Source organism: Faecalicatena orotica, assembly GCF_905197545.1.
GTDB classification, from domain to species: Bacteria; Bacillota; Clostridia; order Lachnospirales; family Lachnospiraceae; genus Faecalicatena_A; species Faecalicatena_A orotica.
On sequence record NZ_CAJJZH010000002.1, the window covers coordinates 340462 to 359866 of the forward strand.

Consider the following 19405-nt stretch of genomic DNA (forward strand, 5'->3'; position numbering starts at 1 on the left):
TTCTATGAGTGTCAGACGATCATACCGCCGCCGACATTGATGACTTCAGAAGTGATATATGCGGCATCATCAGACGCCAGAAAAGCGACCATATTTCCTACATCGGACGGTTTTCCCGCATAACCCATCGGGATCCTGCCCATCATGCTGTCCCATGCGGCTCCATCGTTGACTTCCTTTAATTTTACGGTCATATCTGTCTCGATAAAGCCGGGGCAGATAACATTGCAGGTAATTCCTTTTCTTGCATTTTCTCTTGCAGCAGTCTTTGTCAGGCCGACAACACCGGCTTTTGCTGCCGCGTAGTTAGCCTGGCCGATGTTGCCAAGCCAGCTGCCGGAGGAAATATTGATGATTCTTCCGGAACCTTTGCCACGCATGTATTTCACGGCCTCCTGAGTTCCGTAAAAGGTTCCGGTCAGGTCGACGGCGATAACCGTATCCCAGTTTTCGGCGGGCATTTTATGGAGCATTCCGTCACGGTTGATGCCCGCATTATTGACCATGATATCCAAAGTGCCATAAGTATCGATAGCAAACTGGACCAGGGCCCTGACTTCTTCCTGCTTTGCGACGTTTACGGGGAATGCGCAGGCCGTGCCTCCTGTGCTGCGGATCTCAGACACGGCATCATCGGCAGGTGCCATGTCGGCAACTACGACCTTTGCCCCTTCCTCCGCAAGTTTTACGGCAATCCCTTTTCCGAGACCGCGTCCTGCTCCTGTTACGATAGCAACTTTGTCTTTTAAGCGCATAGATAAATCCTCCTTTATGATTGATTGGTATGAATGAAATCCCTGAGTCCAAAAGGCCCGTTTTCACGGAAGATGGCAGGATTCATTTCCTTTAGGTCAGGGCTTATAATTGGTTTAAATTCCATGAGGTCAAGAATCTGCGTCTGCAGGTCTATGCCGGGAGCTGTCTCGGTCAGGACAAGTCCTTCCGGGCGTAGCTCAAAAACAGCCCTTTCTGTTATGTAATGCATTTTCTGGTGCTTGCCGCGTGCAATATTTCCGTTATATGAAATCTGCTGAATCTTGTTTACAAATTTGATGAGGGAGCCTTCCCTGTCAATATGGAGCCTGTCCCCCTTAAAAGAGCACTCCAGTCCTTTCCCGGTGAATGAGGAACAGAAGACGACATGCTTTGCATTCGTTGTGATGTCGATGAAGCCGCCGGCCCCGGTCGGGTTCGGCCCAAGTTTTGTGGCATTTACATTGCCGTCACTGTCCACTTCCCCGGCGCCCATGTAAGTCACGTCCACGCCGGCCCCGTTGTAGTAATCGAACTGGTCGTCATGTCTGAGGAGGGCAAAATTATTTTTGGCAATGCCGAAATCAATCCCTCCCATCGGGATTCCGCCGTAGATACCGGATTCTACGGTGATTGTAACGTCATCATCAATCTGTTCTTCCGCGATAATCGGACCGACCACGTCGTTTGGTATTCCGGTCCCTACATTGAGGATATCGTTTTCGCGAAGCTCCATCAGTGCCCTCCGCCCGATTACTTTGCGGACCGTCAGCGGGAGTGCATCGGAGTTATCGGCCGGGACTTTGATATCACCGCAGTATGCCGGGTCAAAGGCAAAACTGTGTGTCTGCCGGTGGTCTTCCTCCGGGTTTGGGCACATGACGACGGCGTCGATAAAAATACCCGGGACCGTCACTCGTTTACAGTGGAGCGTTCCCGATTTTACTTTATACTTGGCCTGCGCGATTACCGTGCCGCCGAACTTCTTGCACGCCATCACAGCGGAGAAGACTTCCAGATTCATAGCTTCTTCATCTGTCGTCAAATTGCCGGCTTCGTCTACATATGTCCCCCGGATGATGCAATAGTCAAGTGGGATTGGTTTGTAACGCATATACTCTTCGCCACCGATGGTAACGACATCTGTGATATCAGGGGCGGACCTCGTAATTTCGTTCATTTTTCCACCGTCGATGCGCGGATCAATGAAGGTTCCCAGACCAACCTTTGTGATCTTGCCCGGTTCTCCTCCCGCCATGCTGCGGTACAACTGTGCAAACTGGCCCTGGGGGATGCAGTAGGCGAGGATTTTATTGTCGGCGATCAGTTCCATCATCTTCGGCTGCAGTCCCCAGTGCCCGCCAATGATGCGGTACAGCATTTTTTCGTGGGCAAAATGCTGTATCCCACGGTCGCGGTCGCTCTGCCCGCAGGAATGGACGAGTGTAAGGTGGTTCGGGCTTCCTGTTTCGAGAAAGCGTTTTTCCACGGCTTTTAGGATTGTCTCGGATGCAGAGACGAGCGTCATGCCTATGGTGGCGATGGTACTGCCGTCCCGGATCATGGCAGCGGCTTCATCTCCGGTTACAAATACAGGTTTCCTCATAGTTTTAACCTCCTGATTTAGATAAAAATAAAGTTTTAATAGTTCTTTTGTCTACCTTCCCGTTCGGGGTGACGGGGATTTCATCCAGAATAAGGACTCTGGCCGGAATCTTATACTTTGCAATTCTGCCGCCTAACTCTTTTTGAATGGATTCCTCCGTGAGAATCATACCGGGCAGTGATTTTACGACCGCTGCGGCAACTTCGCCGTAGATCTCATCCGGGATGCCGACAACTGCGGTGTCTTCGACTCCTTCTATTTTGTAGATTTCGTTTTCCACATCAAAACTCCAGATCTTTTCCCCGCCGCGGTTGATCATATCCTTTTTCCGGTCGACAACGAAGAGGTATCCTTCTTTGTTGAAATATCCGAGGTCTCCTGTCCCGAGCCAGCCATCCTTCAGGGAAGGGGTGTCCGTCTTATAGTAGGAATCCAGAACGACGGTTCCGGATATCCAGATCTCACCCACAGCGCCGGGCGGGAGTTCTGCTCCGGCATCGTTTAAGATTCGGAAGCAGGTGCCGGGAATCGGAAGACCTGAGGAACCGATAAAGCAGCTAGCCCCGGCGTCCCCGGGAAAAATGGATGCCGGGGAGGTTGTCTCTGTCAGCCCGTAAACGGTGTGGAACGTACTGTGCGGAAGCCATTCATGGATCTGGCGCAGTTTTTCTTTCGGCATATTACTGCTTCCGCAGGCGAATGTCTTTAAACTCGGCAGATGCGGGAAATGTCCGGATTCTGCAAGCAGCATGGAAAATACTGTCGGTGAGGCATGCAGAAAAGTGACATTATGCTCTTTCACGCAGGTTAGTACCCTGCCGGCATTGAAATACTTATGGAGGTACAGTGTTCCGCCGGCATATACAAAGAGGCCTAGCAGAGCGACCAGCCCTGTGATGTGGTAAATCGGGATCGGGATGATGGAAATATCCTTTTCTGTAATGTGTAAGACTTTCTGATAGGAGACAACCGCATGCATGATGTTATAATTTTTGATTACCACACCTTTGCTCTTGGATGTTGTCCCGGAAGTAAACATCAAAAGGGCGGTATCTTCCCTTGTATCTGCCGGCATTTCGGGAACAGCCTCTTTTGATGTGAATTCCGAAAAACCATACCCAGCCTCCTGGTTACCGGACTTCAGGACGAAGATACTGTTGTTTTCACAGCGGGAAAACCAGCTATAGAAATCCTCATCGCAGATGATATGGCTTACATCGGACTTTGATACCAGTGAATTCACTTCCTGCTCTTTATATTTCGTCGGCAGGGGGATAGTCACGGCCCCTATTCTGATCAAAGAAAGAAATGCGACGCAGAACTCAAGGCTGTTGTACAGCATCAGGGCGACCCGGTCTTTATAACCGACATGGCATTCGCTGACCAGATAAGAGGAAAAGCCGTCCACATACTTTTTTAAGCAGGAATAACTGCATGTGCGCCCGTAATGATCTATAATGGCTGTCTTATCCGGATATAACCCGGCGGTATCTGACAGAGCTTCGTATAGATTGTGTGGTATATCAGGGAAGGTTTCGATCTCCCGGCCACTTTTAAGTTTCTGTTGCGTTAACTGAAAGGAAATTAAATCTTTCCAGAGTTCAGTCCCACGGTACATAAATGAACCTCCTTTTAAAGAAAACGGTTGCGTTACAATCTAATCTTATTTCAGAATGTTTTCAAAGTCAATAGAGTAAAAATATACAAAAATTTGTAGCTAAAATATAACAAGTGCACAAAATAATCTGAATATTTTTAAAATAATAAAATAAAACTCCTACAAAAATTGAATATTCAGATAAATACAAGGGAAAACGAAGAAACTAAATTAAAAATATGTGAATAGTGCACAAAAATGAAAGCCTAAAATGAATTAATTTAACAAAACGAATACTGAAACACAAAAAAATGAAGAGAATCGGTTGATTTTAGAAAAAGTTGATGATATAGTAGAGCCAACACGAGAGAAAACGGTTTCTAAAAATGGATGGTGGTGTTGCAGGAAAATAATGAAAACGATATCTAACAGAAAAGGAGGATGCATTATGAAAAAGTGGATAGTAAAGGCTATCCAGGCAGGGAGTATCGTACTGGACCGTTCCGCGATGACTCACTACAAGGGAAAAGGGGAGCAGATTACAGTTCCTATCTGGTGTGCAGGTGCAACTGACGGAGAACATAAAGTATTGGTTGACACAGGGATACGCGATCTGGAAGAGTACCGCAAGGCGGAGCCGGGGGTTATCCAGACCCCGGAACAGGACACAGTCGCGGCTGTAAGGCGGATTATGGGATGGGAACCGGAGGAGGTTGATATCGTCATCAACACGCACCTCCATTGTGACCACTGCGGAAGCAACGCAAAGTTCCGCAAGTCGAAATTTTACATACAGAAAAAGGAATGGGAGGCAGCATTCGCACCTCTTGTTCCAGAAGTGCCGTTTTATGACAGCTTATGCTACGACAAAAATGCAGTCAACTATTTTCAGTGGGAGTTTTTAAACGGAGATGCGGAGATACTTCCGGGACTTCGGGTGATTACAACGCCGGGGCACACGAGGGGCCACCAGTCAGTACTGTTTCATACAGAAGCGGGCGTTGTGTGTGTATCCGGTGATATCTGTAACGTTGCAGAGAATGTAAATGGGAATCTGGAGCCCAATATTGTTGTTATGGTACCGGAGACGTATGAGAGTTTCCAGAGAATCCGGCAGTCATCACACTATATCCTGCCGGGCCATGAACCGGCGGTTAAGGACGGGGCGGAAACATTTATTCAGGTACTTTAAAACAAAAGAGAAGGAGATCATTTTATGAAGAAGAAAGTATTGGCAGTTTTGCTTGCAGGATTAATGGTATTCGGACTCGCTGCATGCAGCAGCCCGGAAAAGAAAACGGATGAACCAAAAGACGATGCGCAGAAGACAGAAGAACCAGCTGCAAAGTCAGACAAGGACAGCGGCTTTGTAGTAGGATTTTCAAACGGATACTGGGGCAATACGTGGCGTGCGCAGATGGTAGAAGACTTCGAGAACCGTGCCAAAGAGTATAAGGCAGATGGTGTTCTCTCAGATTATATGGTTTCTAATACAAACAGTGATGCAACGGAACAGTTAAACCAGATCAACGCAATGATCGATGCAGGTGTAGATGCGATTATGATCGATGCCGTTTCTCCTACAACGATTAAATCAGCAGTGGAAAAAGCACAGAAGAAAGGCATTCTGGTAGTAATTGCAAACGATCCGGCCGCTTATGAAGGAACGATCTGTGTCTGCGGAAATAACTACAGCTGGCAGAAAATCCAGGCAGTCTGGATGGCAGAGCAGTTAAACGGAAAGGGCGATATCGTTGAAATCTCAGGTGTTTCAGGCAATGCTGCCGATACTTTACGTGTACAGGCAAACAAGGATGTACTTGCAGATTATCCGGATATCAAGATTCTCGGCTCCGCTCCCGGCAACTGGTCAGAGACAGATGCACAGTCTGTCATGACGACATTTTTATCAAGCTATGACAACATCGACGCCGTACTGGCACAGGATGTTATGGGGGAAGGTATCATCAAGGCATACGAAAATGCAGGAAAAGAACCTAAGATTATGACAGGTGACTATACAAAATCATTCTTTACAAAATGGAGCACTATGCCGGACCTTACAACAATCGGCGTTTCTTATGCACCGGGCAGCGCCGTAACAGCACTGGACGTTACGGTACGCCTGCTTCAGGGAAAGACTGTGAAGGAAGACCTTCTTGTAGCAAATCCGATGGACGAAAACATGGTCAATTCGATCATGCTTGACCCGCCGTATGTTGTTACAAAAGACGGAGACCAGAATGCGGTATGGATGGAAGGACTGAACGGAACAAAGGCAATCACTCTGGAAGAAGCAGTGGACCTGCTTAAGGATTCCGCCGATACAGCAGCACTGGACGGATGGCTTACCCAGGAAGAGGTTGACCAGTTCTTTGAATAATAAGTAAATATAGAAATGCTTATAAATGGACTGGCGGACAATGAGGTAAAGTCCGCCGGTCTTTTGTTCATTAAACATAAGGAGGAAATTCGATGGGACTTGCTTTTCGGGATATATCGAAACATTATGGGGCAGTAGTGGCAATAAAACAGGCACAGATGGAGATAGAAGAGGGGGAGGTCAGGGCGATATTGGGAGGAAACGGGTCCGGGAAATCGACTCTGGCGAAGGTGATAGGCGGCCTGATCGGACGTGACAGCGGAGAAATCCTGTTTCAGGGGAAACCTATTGACTTTAAGTCCCCGAAAGATGCGAAAAAGCATCATGTCATTATGACAAGCCAGGAACTGAGCCTTTTTGGAAATCTGACTGTAGAAGAAAATATCTGCATCTGTGATGTCCCGGTGAAGGGGAAATTTACAGACAGAAAGAAACTGAAAGAAGAGGCTGTAACAATCCTGAAACGGATGCATCTGGAATCTCTGCTGGGGAAGAAAGTGGAGGAGCTGGCGGCTAACCAGCAGTATATGGTGGAACTGGCAAAGGCTCTGGTACAGAAACCAAAGATTCTGATTATCGATGAGATTACATCCGCGCTGTACCGGGAAGATGTGGAAATCGTAGATGATATTATCCGGGAACTTAAGAAAACAGGGTGTATTGTCCTGTTTATTTCTCATCGAATGGTGGAATTGTATGCCATGTGTGACAGTGTAACGATCATGAGGAACGGGGAGACTCTGGGGACTTACCCGATGCAGGAAAAGACTGAAGACGAGCTCCTTTCTCTGATGGTCGGAAGAAAGATCGAATCCTATCATGGTGAAGGAAAGCATCATCAGGGGACGAAGAGGGATGTATTTATACGGGCGAAGCATATTCCGATCCCGTCCTATGGAACGGTAGAAAGCCTTGAGATTGGAAAGGGAGAAATCATCGGTATCGCGGGTCTGCAGGGACATGGCCAGACAGAACTGATCAGGGCACTGTATGGTGTTTCAGGGGAAATTGAACTGGAGATCGACGGCAAGGCCCACAAGCTGCATAATGCGAAGCAGGCCGTAGCACAGGGCTTTGCCTTCATTTCCGGTAACAGAGAAAGAGACGGGACATTCCAGGATCGGAATCTGTCTGAAAACATAGCGGCGGTCCAGGAACTGGTTAAACACAAAAAGATCGGTAATGCAAGAGAAATACTGGACAGTTTTCATGTCCGCTATGATAATCCGGGTGAGCTGATCACCTCACTCTCCGGAGGCAACCAGCAAAAAGTGGTGGTAGGCCGCTGGCTCTGTACAAAACCTCGGCTTTTGCTGGCTGACGACCCGACAAAAGGGATTGACGTCAAGGCAAGGGGGGACCTTCATGAGGTATTTGCAGAACTTGCAAAGGAAGGAAATGCCGTAATCATGATATCCAGCGATGACGATGAACTGGTCAGCATCACGTCTATGGCAGAAACATCCAGAGTCATTGTTATGTATGAAGGAAAAGTATCCGCAGTTCTGGAAGGGGATGCGATTAACAGAGAAAATATATCCGCTGCATCTATGCCTGTAAATACGATGCCGCAGGAAGGTGAAAAGAAGAGAGAGGCAGGTGCAGTAGAATGAATAAAGTAAAGAAAGTTGTAACATGGAGTGGGTTCCCCTCCCTGCTGCTTTTTATCGTATTTCTTGCCATTAATGGCGCGATCACGGGAGGGCTGAGCCTGTCCTTTTTCCAGTCATTTATTGCGACTAATGCGGCGGCCATCTGCGTGGCAATAGGAGTTACCGCGACCATACTTGTAGCAGGTACGGATATTTCACTTGGTTCGATCGTATCTCTTGTAAATGTAATTATTGTGACCTTGTGTGAAAAGGGTTACTCTGTTGTGGCCGCGGCTTTGATCGCCCTCGGCTGTGCGGTTCTCTGCGGTATGATCAACGGATTCATCATCGGGGTCATGCGCGTCAACCCGCTGCTGACGACTTTTGCGACTTCTACGGCTTTTGCAGGGATTGCGCTGTGGATACTGCCCTACCCCGGAGGCTCGATTGATTTCAGCTTCGCGGACTGGTACAGCAGTAATCTGTTTGGGGTTATCCCCACACCGATCGTCCTGATCCTGATTCTGGTACTCATTTGGGTCCTTGTGATGAAACTGCCGGCGGGACTACATCTGTTTGCGCTTGGAAAAGACGTAAAGAAAGCGTATGCGTCCGGCGTGAATGTAGTTGCGCTGAGGTTTTTCGTGCATACGTTTGCAGGGCTGGCCGCGGGTATTGCAGGAATCTGCATCAGCGCAAATACCTGTGCAGGCAGTCCGTCCATCGGGGCGAGCATGAGCATGAATTCCATCGCGGCTGCTGTTATCGGCGGTGTTTCACTGAACGGCGGGACCGGCAACATCTGGGGCGGCATTTTCGGGGCAGCGTTCTTAAGTATCCTGATTTCCATCGTGGTTTCCGCAAACTTAAGCTCCTTTGTCCAGAGTTTTATCCAGGGGCTGATACTTCTGATTGGTGTTGTGTTCTCTATTATTGCGGCGGATAAGGAACTGAAAGCAAAGATAACCGGCGTATTTAAAGGAGGTGCAAAGTAATGGAAAAGATAAAAAAGCTGAACAATCCATATCTTCCCGCGATTGTCGGGAGTATTCTGCTCATGATACTCGGTCAGGTACTGAGTTCCGGTTTTCTGTCCATGAATAATATTTCAAGTATCCTGATGACGACTTCTATCCTGACAATGGCATCTATCGGGCAGGCAGCAGTCATCATTTCAGGGGACAGCGGGCTTGATATGTCGATTGGTGCAATTATGTCGATGACGGCACTGTTCGGTCCGATGGTGGCTGTAGGAAGCGGTGCACTTTCCTTTGCACTGATGGTTCCGGCTACGATCCTGATGGGGGCGGTCGTGGGACTTTTAAATGGTATTGGCGTGCAGGTATTAAAAGTGGTGCCCCTTGTCATGACGCTGATCATGTCGAGCGTTGTAAACGGATTCTCAATCTTAGTTACGAAGGGGCAGCCGTCTGTCACGGTCAGCCCGGAGCTCCAGAGTATCTCCAAAACGCTTGTCGGCCCGCTGAGAATCCTGCCTACTGTAATTATTATCCTGCTGGTTGTGTTGGAAGTTCTTTTCCTGCGCAGGAGCAGATACGGGAGAAGTCTGTTTCTCGCAGGGAATAACCGGAATGCCGCAAATCTGTGCGGGATCAACAGCCGTCTGGTCATTATACTGGCTTATGTTTTTGCGGGGGCGACCGCAGGGCTGGCGGGGTTAATGCTCGTCGGATACGCGGGCACTGCCCAGATGAACATGGCGAGCAGTTACACAATGCTCTCTGTCGCAGCAGTCGTAATAGGCGGGACAAAACTGGCAGGAGGAAAGGGAACATTTATCGGCGGCGCGCTTGGATCACTGGTGCTGATCCTGATTACAAATATCCTTCAGGCGCTCAACATGGCAGCAGGGTTAAGGTCTCTGATACAGGGGATTATCCTGATTGCAATTCTGATGGTTAACAGCAGGGCGCCAAAACTTCGTCAATAAAGTTGGAAAATGGAGCCATAAAGTAAGAAAATGGTTGATTTTGCGGGGATATTAGCATAAAATCTGTATATCAGAGGAAATATAAGGAAACCAACTTTATGAAGAATGGAAAATATAGCATTTCAGACGTTGCGGAAATGCTGGGTGTGTCAAAGTCGACTGTTTCCCGCGCAATCAACGGCAACAGTGGGGTGGGGGACGAGCTGCGGAAGAAAGTTCTGGATCTGGTGGACGAGATTGGTTACAAACCGAATACAATCGCCCAAAGCCTTAGCAGGGGCCGTGTCAATATTGTGGCTTTGATATTGGGAGATATAAGGAATCCTTTCTATGCGGATCTGGCTTTTAACATTCAGAGGATATTGAACAGTCATGGCTATATGGTCATGGTTTTTAACAGCGAATATGACGTCCAGCGTGAAATCGAATTTCTGAAATTAACAATACAATTTAATTTTGCCGGGCTGATATTGATTACGGCCCAGACCGAGATCGTGGAGGACATGCTTCATTCGATGGATGTCCCTATGGTGCTTGTCAACCGTATTCTGCCCTCATATACAGGCGACTCTGTCCTGACGGATAATTTCCAGGCAGGGTATATGGCAGTGATGCATCTTCTGGAACTCGGACATAAGCATATCGGATTTGTCCGGGGGCCGGGAGTCTCTTCTGCATCCTCACAGCGTTTCGAAGGATACAGGCAGGCACTGCGTAACTTCAGCCTTCCTTTCAATGAAGAATATGTCTATGAAAGCGACCTGAAGATGGAAACCGGCATTACGCTGGCCCGGAATTTCGTGAAAGACTTAAAGGTACGTCCGAGCGCGATGGTTGTTGTCAACGATATGACGGCGATCGGATTCATCGACGGGTGCAGGGAAAATGGGCTCAGTATTCCGGAGGACCTTTCTATAGTAAGTTTTGATGATATCGAGTTTTCGGCCATGAAAGGGATTGAACTGACGACGATCAGCCAGCATGTGGATAAGATGAGCGAACACGCCGCAAGGCTGATGCTGAAGCAGCTGGAGGAAAAGGACGCAAAACCGGAGCGGGTCATTCTGGAACCGACGCTGGTCATAAGGAAGACAACCGGTCCATGCAAAGAATAAATCATTGTCTGCCGCAGTGTGCTGTCAAATGCATGCTGCGGCAGTTTTTTTGTTCATCACATTTCTTGCACTTTCGTTCAGAATAGTGTACATTTGTAATATGTGAATCGGATAGATTCCGGTATGTTTTGGAAGGAGAAGTCAAATGAAAAAATCAGATGAAAGGTATAGTGCGTATGTACAGATTCTGAAAGAAGAACTGGTTCCTGCAATGGGGTGTACGGAGCCGATCGCGCTTGCATATGCTGCCGCAAAGGCGAGAGAAGTGCTGGGGTGCCTGCCGGAGAGGGTACATATCGGGGCAAGCGGGAGTATTATTAAGAACGTGAAGAGTGTCATCGTGCCGAATACGGACCATTTAAAAGGGATTCCGGCGGCAGCGGTTGCAGGCATCATTGCAGGGCGCCCGGAGAAGGAACTGGAAGTTATCTCAGAGGTTTCCCGGGAAGAGATCGAAGAGATGCAGGAGTTTCTGGCGGAGAAGGAGATTAAAGTAGAGCATATTGACCACGGTATTACGTTTGATATTATCGTGACGGTTTCTGCAGGCGAGTCCTATGCACAGGTACGGATTGCGAATTACCATACGAATATTGTACATATTGATAAGGACGGTGAGATCCTGCTGGATATCCCGGTGCGCGGGGAGTCGGAGGAAGGGCTGACGGACCGCAGCCTTTTGACCGTGGAAGGAATCTGGGATTTCGTCCAGACCGTGGATGTGGAGGATATCAGGGAAGTTCTCCAGCGCCAGATCGATTACAATACCGCAATTGCTGAGGAGGGTCTGCGCGGGAATTACGGGGCGAATATTGGAAACGTGATTCTGGAGGCGTATGGGGACGACGTTAGAAACCGTGCGAAAGCGATGGCGGCTGCCGGTTCGGATGCGAGAATGAACGGCTGTGAGCTCCCGGTTATCATTAATTCCGGAAGCGGCAATCAGGGGATGACCTGTTCCCTTCCGGTTCTGGAATATGCAAAGGAATTAAAAGCAGACAGAGAAAAAATGTTCCGTGCACTGGCATTATCGAATCTGGTGGCGATCCATCAGAAGACGGGCATCGGACGCTTGTCCGCGTACTGCGGTGCGGTAAGCGCCGGAGCGGCAGCGGGCGCCGGGATTGCATTTCTGTGCGGCGGAGGATATGAGGAGATCGCCCATACAGTCGTGAATGCGCTTGCGATTGTATCCGGTATGGTCTGCGACGGTGCAAAAGCATCCTGTGCCGCTAAGATTGCAGCGTCAGTCGATGCGGGAATCCTTGGATATAACATGTATATCCGCGGGCAGCAGTTCTACGGAGGCGACGGAATCATCACAAAGGGTGTGGAGAAGACAATCCAGAATGTCGGCCGGCTCGGCAAGGAAGGAATGCGCGAGACAAACGAAGAGATTATTAAGATCATGGTAGAGTAGTCAGGCAGAGTGACCATGTCAAGGGTTCCAAGTCATTGGTGTGATGCGAGAACCTGTTGCATGGAGGAAATAAGGAGTATGAAAAAAAGAGTTATACAAAAAAATGCTATCATTATGCTGTTGTTTTCCGTTTGCATCGGAATCGGAGGCTGCGGTATAGTTTTTCGGACATCATCCAGCAGATTTCCGGATAGCAGCAATGAGGAAGAAATATTCCAACAGACAGCCAGCGACTTTTTTCAAGCGGTAGACAATCGTGATAAAGAGGCTATCAAAGCACTTTTTGCTCCGAATGTAGTGAAAAAAGACAGGGATATGGACGATATGATAGAATATCTGTTTGATGTTTATCAAGAACCCATAGACAGTCTGGATATAGAACAGGGGTGTTCTGGTTCCTATAGTAATGACTATGGTATAGAAACAAAAGAAATAAATAAATGGTTTCCTGTGGTATCTGGGGATAAGAACTATTATTGTTATATGACAATTGTGTATTTGGATGATGAAGATCAGGATAATGTTGGAATCAAGGATCTGGTTTTTCTGTCTGAAAAAGAAGAGTGCAATGAAGACACTGTATGGCCTGAAGGGAATGGCCTGCATGTGATCAAAGATAGCGATAAGGAGTACCTAACCAGAAGAATTGGATATTATCCCAATGTCTATACCCCGATGGATCGTACAATAACAGTGGAGGAAATCTTAACATTTCTTGAGGAAAACGATGATTGGAATGCATTTGTGAAACAATTTGGAGAACCAAATTCAGAAACATGTCCAAGGCTGACATATGCTTATGAACTTCCGGATGAAGGAGGCGAAAAACGGTATGCCATAATATGGGTGAATATTCCGCCCCAATCGGAAACCGGAACTATTTTTAAAGTGGAGGTCGTGAATGACACGGATAGGAATGCCATTTCTACGCCTTGGGAAACAGAATAAGAGTAGTCTGCTTTCCCTTGGGCTTGTCAGGTTTCTTGGAATTCAGGATGCAGGAAGGAGTGAGTTTCATGGAAACCATTTGGCAGTCATGCATGGAATGCCATTGTTTCCTCACACATGGAGGGAGCAGAAAAAGAAGAGTAAGAAAAAAGAGCGGAAATTCGGGCATTATTGAGTTTCCGAGACCGCTCACGAATGAGAATGGAGGAACTGGAAATGAAACTGGAAAATGAATATCTTTGTGTGGAGATTTCGGAGGAAGGCGCCGAACTCACAAGAATTTATGACAAACAAAAGGAGACGGACGTGCTGTGGGAGGGAAATCCCGTTTACTGGAAACGGCATTCACCTGTCTTATTCCCGAATGTAGGAAAGACTTACCAGAATACTGTGCGTATCCAGGGAACCCAGTATCCGACTTCTCAGCATGGGTTTGCAAGAGATAATACTTTCACATGTACGGTCTGTAAGAAAGACAGGGCCGAATTCCTCCTGCATTCGAATGAGGAGACGATGGAAGTGTACCCGTTTGACTTTGAACTTTATATTTCCTATACTCTGACGGAAAAGACAGTCGAAGTAAAATGGAAGGTAAGAAATCCTTCCGATGAGACGATCTATTTCACCATTGGCGGACACCCGGCATTTCGTTTTGCAGAACAGGAGGGGAAGAAGGACGGTTACTGTCTGCATTTTCCGGGAAAGGAAAGCCTGCAGTATATTCTGATCGATCCTAATTCAGGCACGGCGAATGTGGACGAGACATTCCAGATGGAGCTTCAGGATGCCAAATATCCGTTGTCTGAAAAACTGTTTGAGAATGATGCACTGATCTTCGATGACGGGCAGATAGAGGAAGTATGGATCTGCAGAAAGGACGGAACGCCTTATGTAGGCATGAAGTGTGAGGGATTCCCGAATTTTGGAATCTGGTCTGTCAAAGATGCTCCTTTCGTATGTCTGGAACCTTGGGCCGGAAGATGCGACAACCGTGGATTTGAGGGGGACATATCCGAAAAACCCGGAATTAACAAGTTAGAAGGAATGGGAACATTTACGAAAACGTATCAGATTGTAGTTGCATAGATGATATCCGGCGATTAGCTGAAACAGTAGGACTGCCGGAGGGAAAGAAGCTGACACTGTGTGGAGGCTTCTTTTCATCTCTAATGCGCTCTAATAGTACAGATGCCGGTTCATCATTAGAATCCTGCTACACAACTCAAATAGTGAGATCAAGTATCTTTTGACGAAATGTCTTTGTATCAATGCTATGACTCTCCATTCTGCTGTATTTCTAAAAGCAATTTATCAAAATCAGACACATATTCCTTATCTCTGATTTTTCTAAATTTATCAAATTCATTTTCTGCAAATGCTTTGGCAATCTCATGTGTTACTTTGCCCTTATCCTGAAGAAGTTCTGCTTCGTTGAACTGTAAAAATGCATCTAGTCTTTCTACCCAGTCCTTCATATACATTACAATTCCCCGTCTAGCTTGACGTTCTGCGTAATCTAGATACATAGTTACAATTTCATTCAATTCCTTAATCTCATTCTCCTGAAGATAATTCTTTGCAATAGACACATCGTTCTTTCGTATATTTCCATCTGGTGCATTTTTCCAGGATGTTAACCCCATATTTTGCTTTGAACTATCTGCTCTTTCATATACAATCTCTGCCGCAGTATGCTTTGTTGCTGCGTAGTGAAGTTTATTCTGAACAGTGGCAAAAAACTGCTTTGTCTCTACTGCATTTACATCATAATCCGCACTACACTGAGAGTAAATATCTGTAATCTTCTGATAGAATCGTCTTTCACTGCTACGAATGTCTCGGATTCTTTCTAATTGCTCATCAAAGTAATCCTTGCCAAAAATATTATTAGGATTTTTCAAACGCTCATCATTCATTGCAAAACCTTTAATTAAGTATTCTTTTAAGATCTGACTTGCAAAGATGCGAAACATCGTTGCCTGACGGCTGTTTACCCTATATCCTACTGATAGAATAGCATCTAAATTATAAAATTTCGTTTTATATACTTTTCCATCAGAAGCAGTATGTGCAATTTTTGCACATACTGAGCTTTCATCTAATTCGCCTTCCTTAAATATATTGCGAAGATGCTTTGTTATTACAGTTCTATCTACACCAAACAATTCTGCAATACGACTTTGAGGCATCCATAAGGTCTCATCCTGCACAAGAATTTCAATATTAACATTTCCATCTGGCTTATTATACATGATGATATCAGAGAGTGGGTTTATCATTTCTTTCATCACATTCCTCCAAATTCCTTGGCTTTTCACATTTAAATTAAGTATAGCACAGATTTTATTTTCTAAAAACCCAATATTCGAGAGTTAGATCTGAAAGTTAGCCGCCTCTCTTTGCCAGCCAAAACCATCGAAACCCAACTCACTTCTATCCCCCACCGGGGGTTGTGTCATAAAAATCACAATGATATACTGAAAAAAATAATGAAACAGGGGGAATATATGGGAAGAAAAGTGATCAGTATATTGTGTGCCGCCGGCCTTCTGGCGGGACTTTTGACGGGGTGTTCCGGAAAAAGCAGTGAAGAAAAACAGGCTGCGGATAAAGATAATAAAGATTCTGTCATTGTGACTATGCCGACGACTTCGGAGCCGGAATCCGGCTTTGACCCTGCGTATGGGTGGGGAGCCGGGGAGCATGTGCATGAGCCTTTGATCCAGAGCACTCTGACCACGACTACGAAAGACCTGAAGATAGAGAAAGATCTTGCAGTGGATTATTCTGTAAGCGAGGACGGCCTGACATGGACTGTCACCATACGGGATGATGTGAAGTTTACTGACGGAGAAAAGCTGACGGCAGAGGATGTTGCTTTTACATATAATAACTGTAAGGAGAAGAGTTCTGTGAACGACTTCACGATGCTGGACCGGGCTGTGGCTGTGGACGATACTACGGTAGAATTTAAAATGACAAAACCGTATTCCATCTGGCCCTATACAATGGCGATCGTGGGAATTGTGCCGGAACACGCCTATGATGAGAATTACGGACAGAATCCGGTTGGTTCCGGACGCTACATTATGAAGCAGTGGGACAAAGGGCAGCAGGTTATCTTTGAGGCAAACCCGGATTATTATGGGGAGGCCCCCGAGATGAAAAAGGTGACAGTCCTGTTCATGGAGGAGGATGCGGCACTTGCGGCAGCGATGGCGGGACAGGTGGATGTGGCCCACACGGCTGCTTCCTACAGTGACCAGTCAGTAGACGGCTATCATCTGCTTGCCGTGCAGACTGTGGATAACAGAGGTTTTAATCTTCCTGTTGCAGAACCACAGGAGAAAGACGGGATTGCTTATGGAAATGCATTTACGGCGGATGTAAATGTAAGGCGGGCAATTAATATTGGAATTGACCGCGATGAGATGATTGAAAATGTTCTGAATGGATACGGAACGAAAGCTTACAGTGTGTGCGACAAGATGCCGTGGTACAATGGTGACAGCGAAGTAACATATGATTCTGACAAAGCAAAAAGGCTTCTGGATGAAGCCGGCTGGAAGGAAGGGCATGACGGTATCCGGGAAAGGGACGGTATAAAGGCGGCCTTTACACTGATGTTTAGTAACGGGGACTCTGTCCGTCAGGCGCTGGCGGAAGACGTATCCAATCAGCTGAAGGAAATCGGGATCGAAGTTACGACCGAAGGTGTGGGATGGGACACGGCCTATGACCGTGCGCAGTCAGAACCTCTTGTATGGGGATGGGGCGCGCATACGCCGATGGAGCTTTACAATATTTACCACACACTCTCAGGTACAGGGATCGGTCAGGCGGAGTATTCCCCTTATGCAAACGAGACAGTTGACCGTTATATGGACGAGGCACTTGCGTCAGGGTCACTTGAGGAATCCTATGAGCTCTGGCAGAAGGCACAGTGGGACGGGACAACGGGGATTACACAGGACGGAGATATCCCGTGGATCTGGCTGTGCAATATCGACCACCTGTATTTCGTAAAGGACGGCCTTAAGGTGGCTGACCAGAAAATACATCCCCACGGGCACGGCTGGTCTATCGTGAATAACGTCGATCAGTGGTCATGGGAATAAGGGCGGACTATATAAGGCGCATTATCCGTAGGTGCAAAGATAAAACAGAAGGGACGCAGGCAGAAAAGCCGCGTCCTGTTTCTGGTTCATTAGGGGGAAAGAATGGAGAAACGACTGGGAATACAAATCAGAAATAAGGTCATTCGTATGGTCCTTCTGGTTCTTACGACGAGCATGCTTACTTTTATATTGATGAAAGCGTCTCCCATTGACCCTCTGCAGGCAAATGTGGGACAGGCGGCGCTGGGAAGCATGAGCCGGGAACAGGTAGAAAAGCTGGAAGAATACTGGGGTGTAGGGGAATCACCTGTGAAACAATATGTTTCATGGGCAGCGGATTTCATCAGGGGAGACATGGGAACTTCCCTGCTGTACCGCCAGCCAGTGGCAGATGTGATTGCAGTAAAACTGGCAAATTCGCTGTTTCTTATGGTGACTGCTTGGATTCTGTCCGGGATTCTGGGCTTTTTCCTCGGAGTCATATCGGGGATGAACCGTGGAAGATGGATTGACAGGCTTGTGAAGGGATACTGCCTTCTCATATCCAGCACCCCCACATTCTGGCTGGCACTGCTGCTTTTGATGGTGTTTGGTGTCTGGCTGAAAATCCTGCCAGTCGGTTTAAGTGTTCCGATCGGGGTGGAAGCCGCGGGAGTCACATTTTTCGACCGGGTGTACCATGCAGTCCTTCCCGCACTGACACTCAGTATCACCGGAGTTTCTAACATTGCCCTGCACACAAGAGAAAAGATGATCGGGATCATGGAAAGTGAATATGTACTCTTTGCACGGGCGAGAGGGGAAAAGGGCCTGGTTTTGTTTTGGCATCATGGATTGCGCAATGCACTGCTCCCCGCAATTACGCTTCATTTTGCAGCGGTCAGTGAAATCTTCGGGGGCTCGGTGCTGGTGGAACAGGTATTCTCCTATCCGGGACTGGGGCAGGCGGCGGTATCTGCGGGACTCGGCAGTGATATGCCGCTTCTGATGGCGATCACGATCATCAGTGCACTGTTTGTATTCGGCGGAAATATGATTGCGGACATTCTTTACGGCATCGTTGACCCGAGGATCAGAAAAGGAGGGGCAGCATGATGAGACATCTAAACGGGAGACAGAGAGTCCTGCTCGGCCTGACAGTCAGCGCGGTCATCCTTCTGGCAGTCTGCATTGGCGGGGCATTCTGCGGCGATGCGGCGAGAGTGACGGATTTTTCCAGAAAGAATCTGGAACCGTGCCTTAGATATCCTTTCGGGACAGACTGGCTCGGAAGAGATATGCTTGTGCGGACATTAAAGGGGATTTCCTTAAGCGTTTTGCTGGGGATGGCAGCGGCGGCAGTGAGCGCTTTTATCGCTCTGGCTCTGGGAATTGCGGCTGCAACGCTGGGGAAAACGGTGGATGCCGTAATCTCCTTTGTCATTGACCTGCTGATGGGGATTCCCCATATTTTACTTTTGATCCTGATTTCCGTGGCGCTGGGAAAAGGCTTCCGCGGTGTGGCATGGGGCGTGGCACTGACCCACTGGCCGTCTCTTGCGCGTCTGATCAGGGCGGAAGTGATGCAGTTAAAGGAAAGTCCTTACATCCAGATTGCAGGAAAACTGGGAAAGAGCCGGTGGTATATTGCAGGAAAGCATATACTCCCGCACCTGATGCCCCAGTTCCTGACCGGTCTGGTGCTACTTTTTCCACATGCTATCCTGCATGAGTCGAGCGTCACTTTTCTGGGATTCGGGCTCTCCTCAGAACAGCCTGCAATCGGCATCATTTTATCAGAATCTATGAAATATCTTGTAACCGGGAAATGGTGGCTTGCTTTATTTCCCGGGACTGCGCTTGTTCTTGTCGTTGTACTGTTCTATGTGGCAGGGGAAAACCTGCGGAAACTGACAGACCCGGGCAGTGTACATAAATAAGTT

General features: G+C 47.5%; 16 protein-coding genes. 12 read left to right on the forward strand and 4 right to left on the reverse strand.

The window, feature by feature from the left end; genetic code table 11:
• Positions 1-11: 11 nt before the first annotated feature.
• The 3 genes from fabG to ABIN22_RS05165 are packed head-to-tail and all read right to left on the reverse strand — an operon-like array spanning position 12 to position 3977.
• Positions 12-755 (reverse strand): 3-oxoacyl-ACP reductase FabG, encoded by a 744-nt coding sequence (gene fabG, locus ABIN22_RS05155; protein ID WP_109730020.1) that lies wholly within the window; start codon positions 753-755, stop codon positions 12-14.
• Between the two features lie 14 nt (positions 756-769).
• Entirely contained in the window at positions 770-2359 is a 1590-nt protein-coding gene (locus ABIN22_RS05160; protein ID WP_346907088.1) for an acyl CoA:acetate/3-ketoacid CoA transferase, read from the reverse strand.
• 4 nt (positions 2360-2363) lie between these two features.
• Entirely contained in the window at positions 2364-3977 is a 1614-nt protein-coding gene (locus ABIN22_RS05165; protein WP_346907090.1) for a class I adenylate-forming enzyme family protein, read from the reverse strand.
• A 427-nt stretch (positions 3978-4404) separates the two neighbouring features.
• Between ABIN22_RS05165 and ABIN22_RS05170 the strand changes: the two genes are divergently transcribed.
• The 9 genes from ABIN22_RS05170 (at position 4405) to ABIN22_RS05210 (ending at position 14451) form a co-directional block, all read left to right on the forward strand.
• On the forward strand, positions 4405-5148 hold the full coding sequence (locus ABIN22_RS05170) for an N-acyl homoserine lactonase family protein (protein ID WP_242995950.1): 744 nt from the start codon (positions 4405-4407) through the stop codon (positions 5146-5148).
• 24 nt (positions 5149-5172) lie between these two features.
• Positions 5173-6339, forward strand: coding sequence for a substrate-binding domain-containing protein (locus tag ABIN22_RS05175; RefSeq protein ID WP_346907092.1), 1167 nt, complete (start codon positions 5173-5175; stop codon positions 6337-6339).
• Between the two features lie 92 nt (positions 6340-6431).
• Positions 6432-7952 carry a sugar ABC transporter ATP-binding protein gene (locus ABIN22_RS05180; RefSeq protein ID WP_346907094.1) on the forward strand — a complete coding sequence of 507 codons (1521 nt, stop codon included), beginning with the start codon at positions 6432-6434 and terminating at the stop codon, positions 7950-7952.
• Positions 7949-8926, forward strand: a complete 978-nt coding sequence (locus tag ABIN22_RS05185) for an ABC transporter permease (RefSeq protein WP_346907096.1) — start codon at positions 7949-7951, stop codon at positions 8924-8926. Before ABIN22_RS05180 ends, ABIN22_RS05185 begins: the two co-directional genes overlap by 4 nt.
• Positions 8926-9882 carry an ABC transporter permease gene (locus tag ABIN22_RS05190; RefSeq protein ID WP_346907098.1) on the forward strand — a complete coding sequence of 319 codons (957 nt, stop codon included), beginning with the start codon at positions 8926-8928 and terminating at the stop codon, positions 9880-9882. Before ABIN22_RS05185 ends, ABIN22_RS05190 begins: the two co-directional genes overlap by 1 nt.
• Positions 9883-9980: 98 nt before the next feature.
• Positions 9981-10997, forward strand: coding sequence for a LacI family DNA-binding transcriptional regulator (locus ABIN22_RS05195; RefSeq protein ID WP_109730026.1), 1017 nt, complete (start codon positions 9981-9983; stop codon positions 10995-10997).
• A gap of 145 nt (positions 10998-11142) precedes the next feature.
• Positions 11143-12417, forward strand: coding sequence for an L-cysteine desulfidase family protein (locus ABIN22_RS05200; RefSeq protein WP_346907100.1), 1275 nt, complete (start codon positions 11143-11145; stop codon positions 12415-12417).
• A gap of 78 nt (positions 12418-12495) precedes the next feature.
• Positions 12496-13365: a DUF5104 domain-containing protein gene (locus ABIN22_RS05205; RefSeq protein WP_346907102.1), complete on the forward strand. Its 870-nt coding sequence runs from the start codon at positions 12496-12498 to the stop codon at positions 13363-13365.
• A 216-nt stretch (positions 13366-13581) separates the two neighbouring features.
• The gene (locus ABIN22_RS05210) at positions 13582-14451 is read left to right on the forward strand and encodes an aldose 1-epimerase family protein (protein ID WP_346907500.1); all 870 of its coding nucleotides are present in this window, start codon (positions 13582-13584) and stop codon (positions 14449-14451) included.
• Between the two features lie 185 nt (positions 14452-14636).
• On the opposite strand, the gene ABIN22_RS05215 is transcribed toward ABIN22_RS05210, so the two are convergent.
• Entirely contained in the window at positions 14637-15653 is a 1017-nt protein-coding gene (locus ABIN22_RS05215) for a virulence RhuM family protein (RefSeq protein WP_346907104.1), read from the reverse strand.
• Between the two features lie 219 nt (positions 15654-15872).
• On the opposite strand from ABIN22_RS05215, the gene ABIN22_RS05220 reads away from it, so the two are divergent.
• From ABIN22_RS05220 to ABIN22_RS05230, 3 genes are all read left to right on the forward strand, one after another.
• Positions 15873-17483, forward strand: coding sequence for an ABC transporter substrate-binding protein (locus ABIN22_RS05220; protein ID WP_346907106.1), 1611 nt, complete (start codon positions 15873-15875; stop codon positions 17481-17483).
• 102 nt (positions 17484-17585) lie between these two features.
• Positions 17586-18578: an ABC transporter permease gene (locus ABIN22_RS05225; protein ID WP_346907108.1), complete on the forward strand. Its 993-nt coding sequence runs from the start codon at positions 17586-17588 to the stop codon at positions 18576-18578.
• Positions 18575-19402: an ABC transporter permease gene (locus tag ABIN22_RS05230; RefSeq protein WP_430517194.1), complete on the forward strand. Its 828-nt coding sequence runs from the start codon at positions 18575-18577 to the stop codon at positions 19400-19402. The genes ABIN22_RS05225 and ABIN22_RS05230 overlap by 4 nt, the downstream gene beginning before the upstream one ends.
• Positions 19403-19405 lie beyond the last annotated feature (3 nt).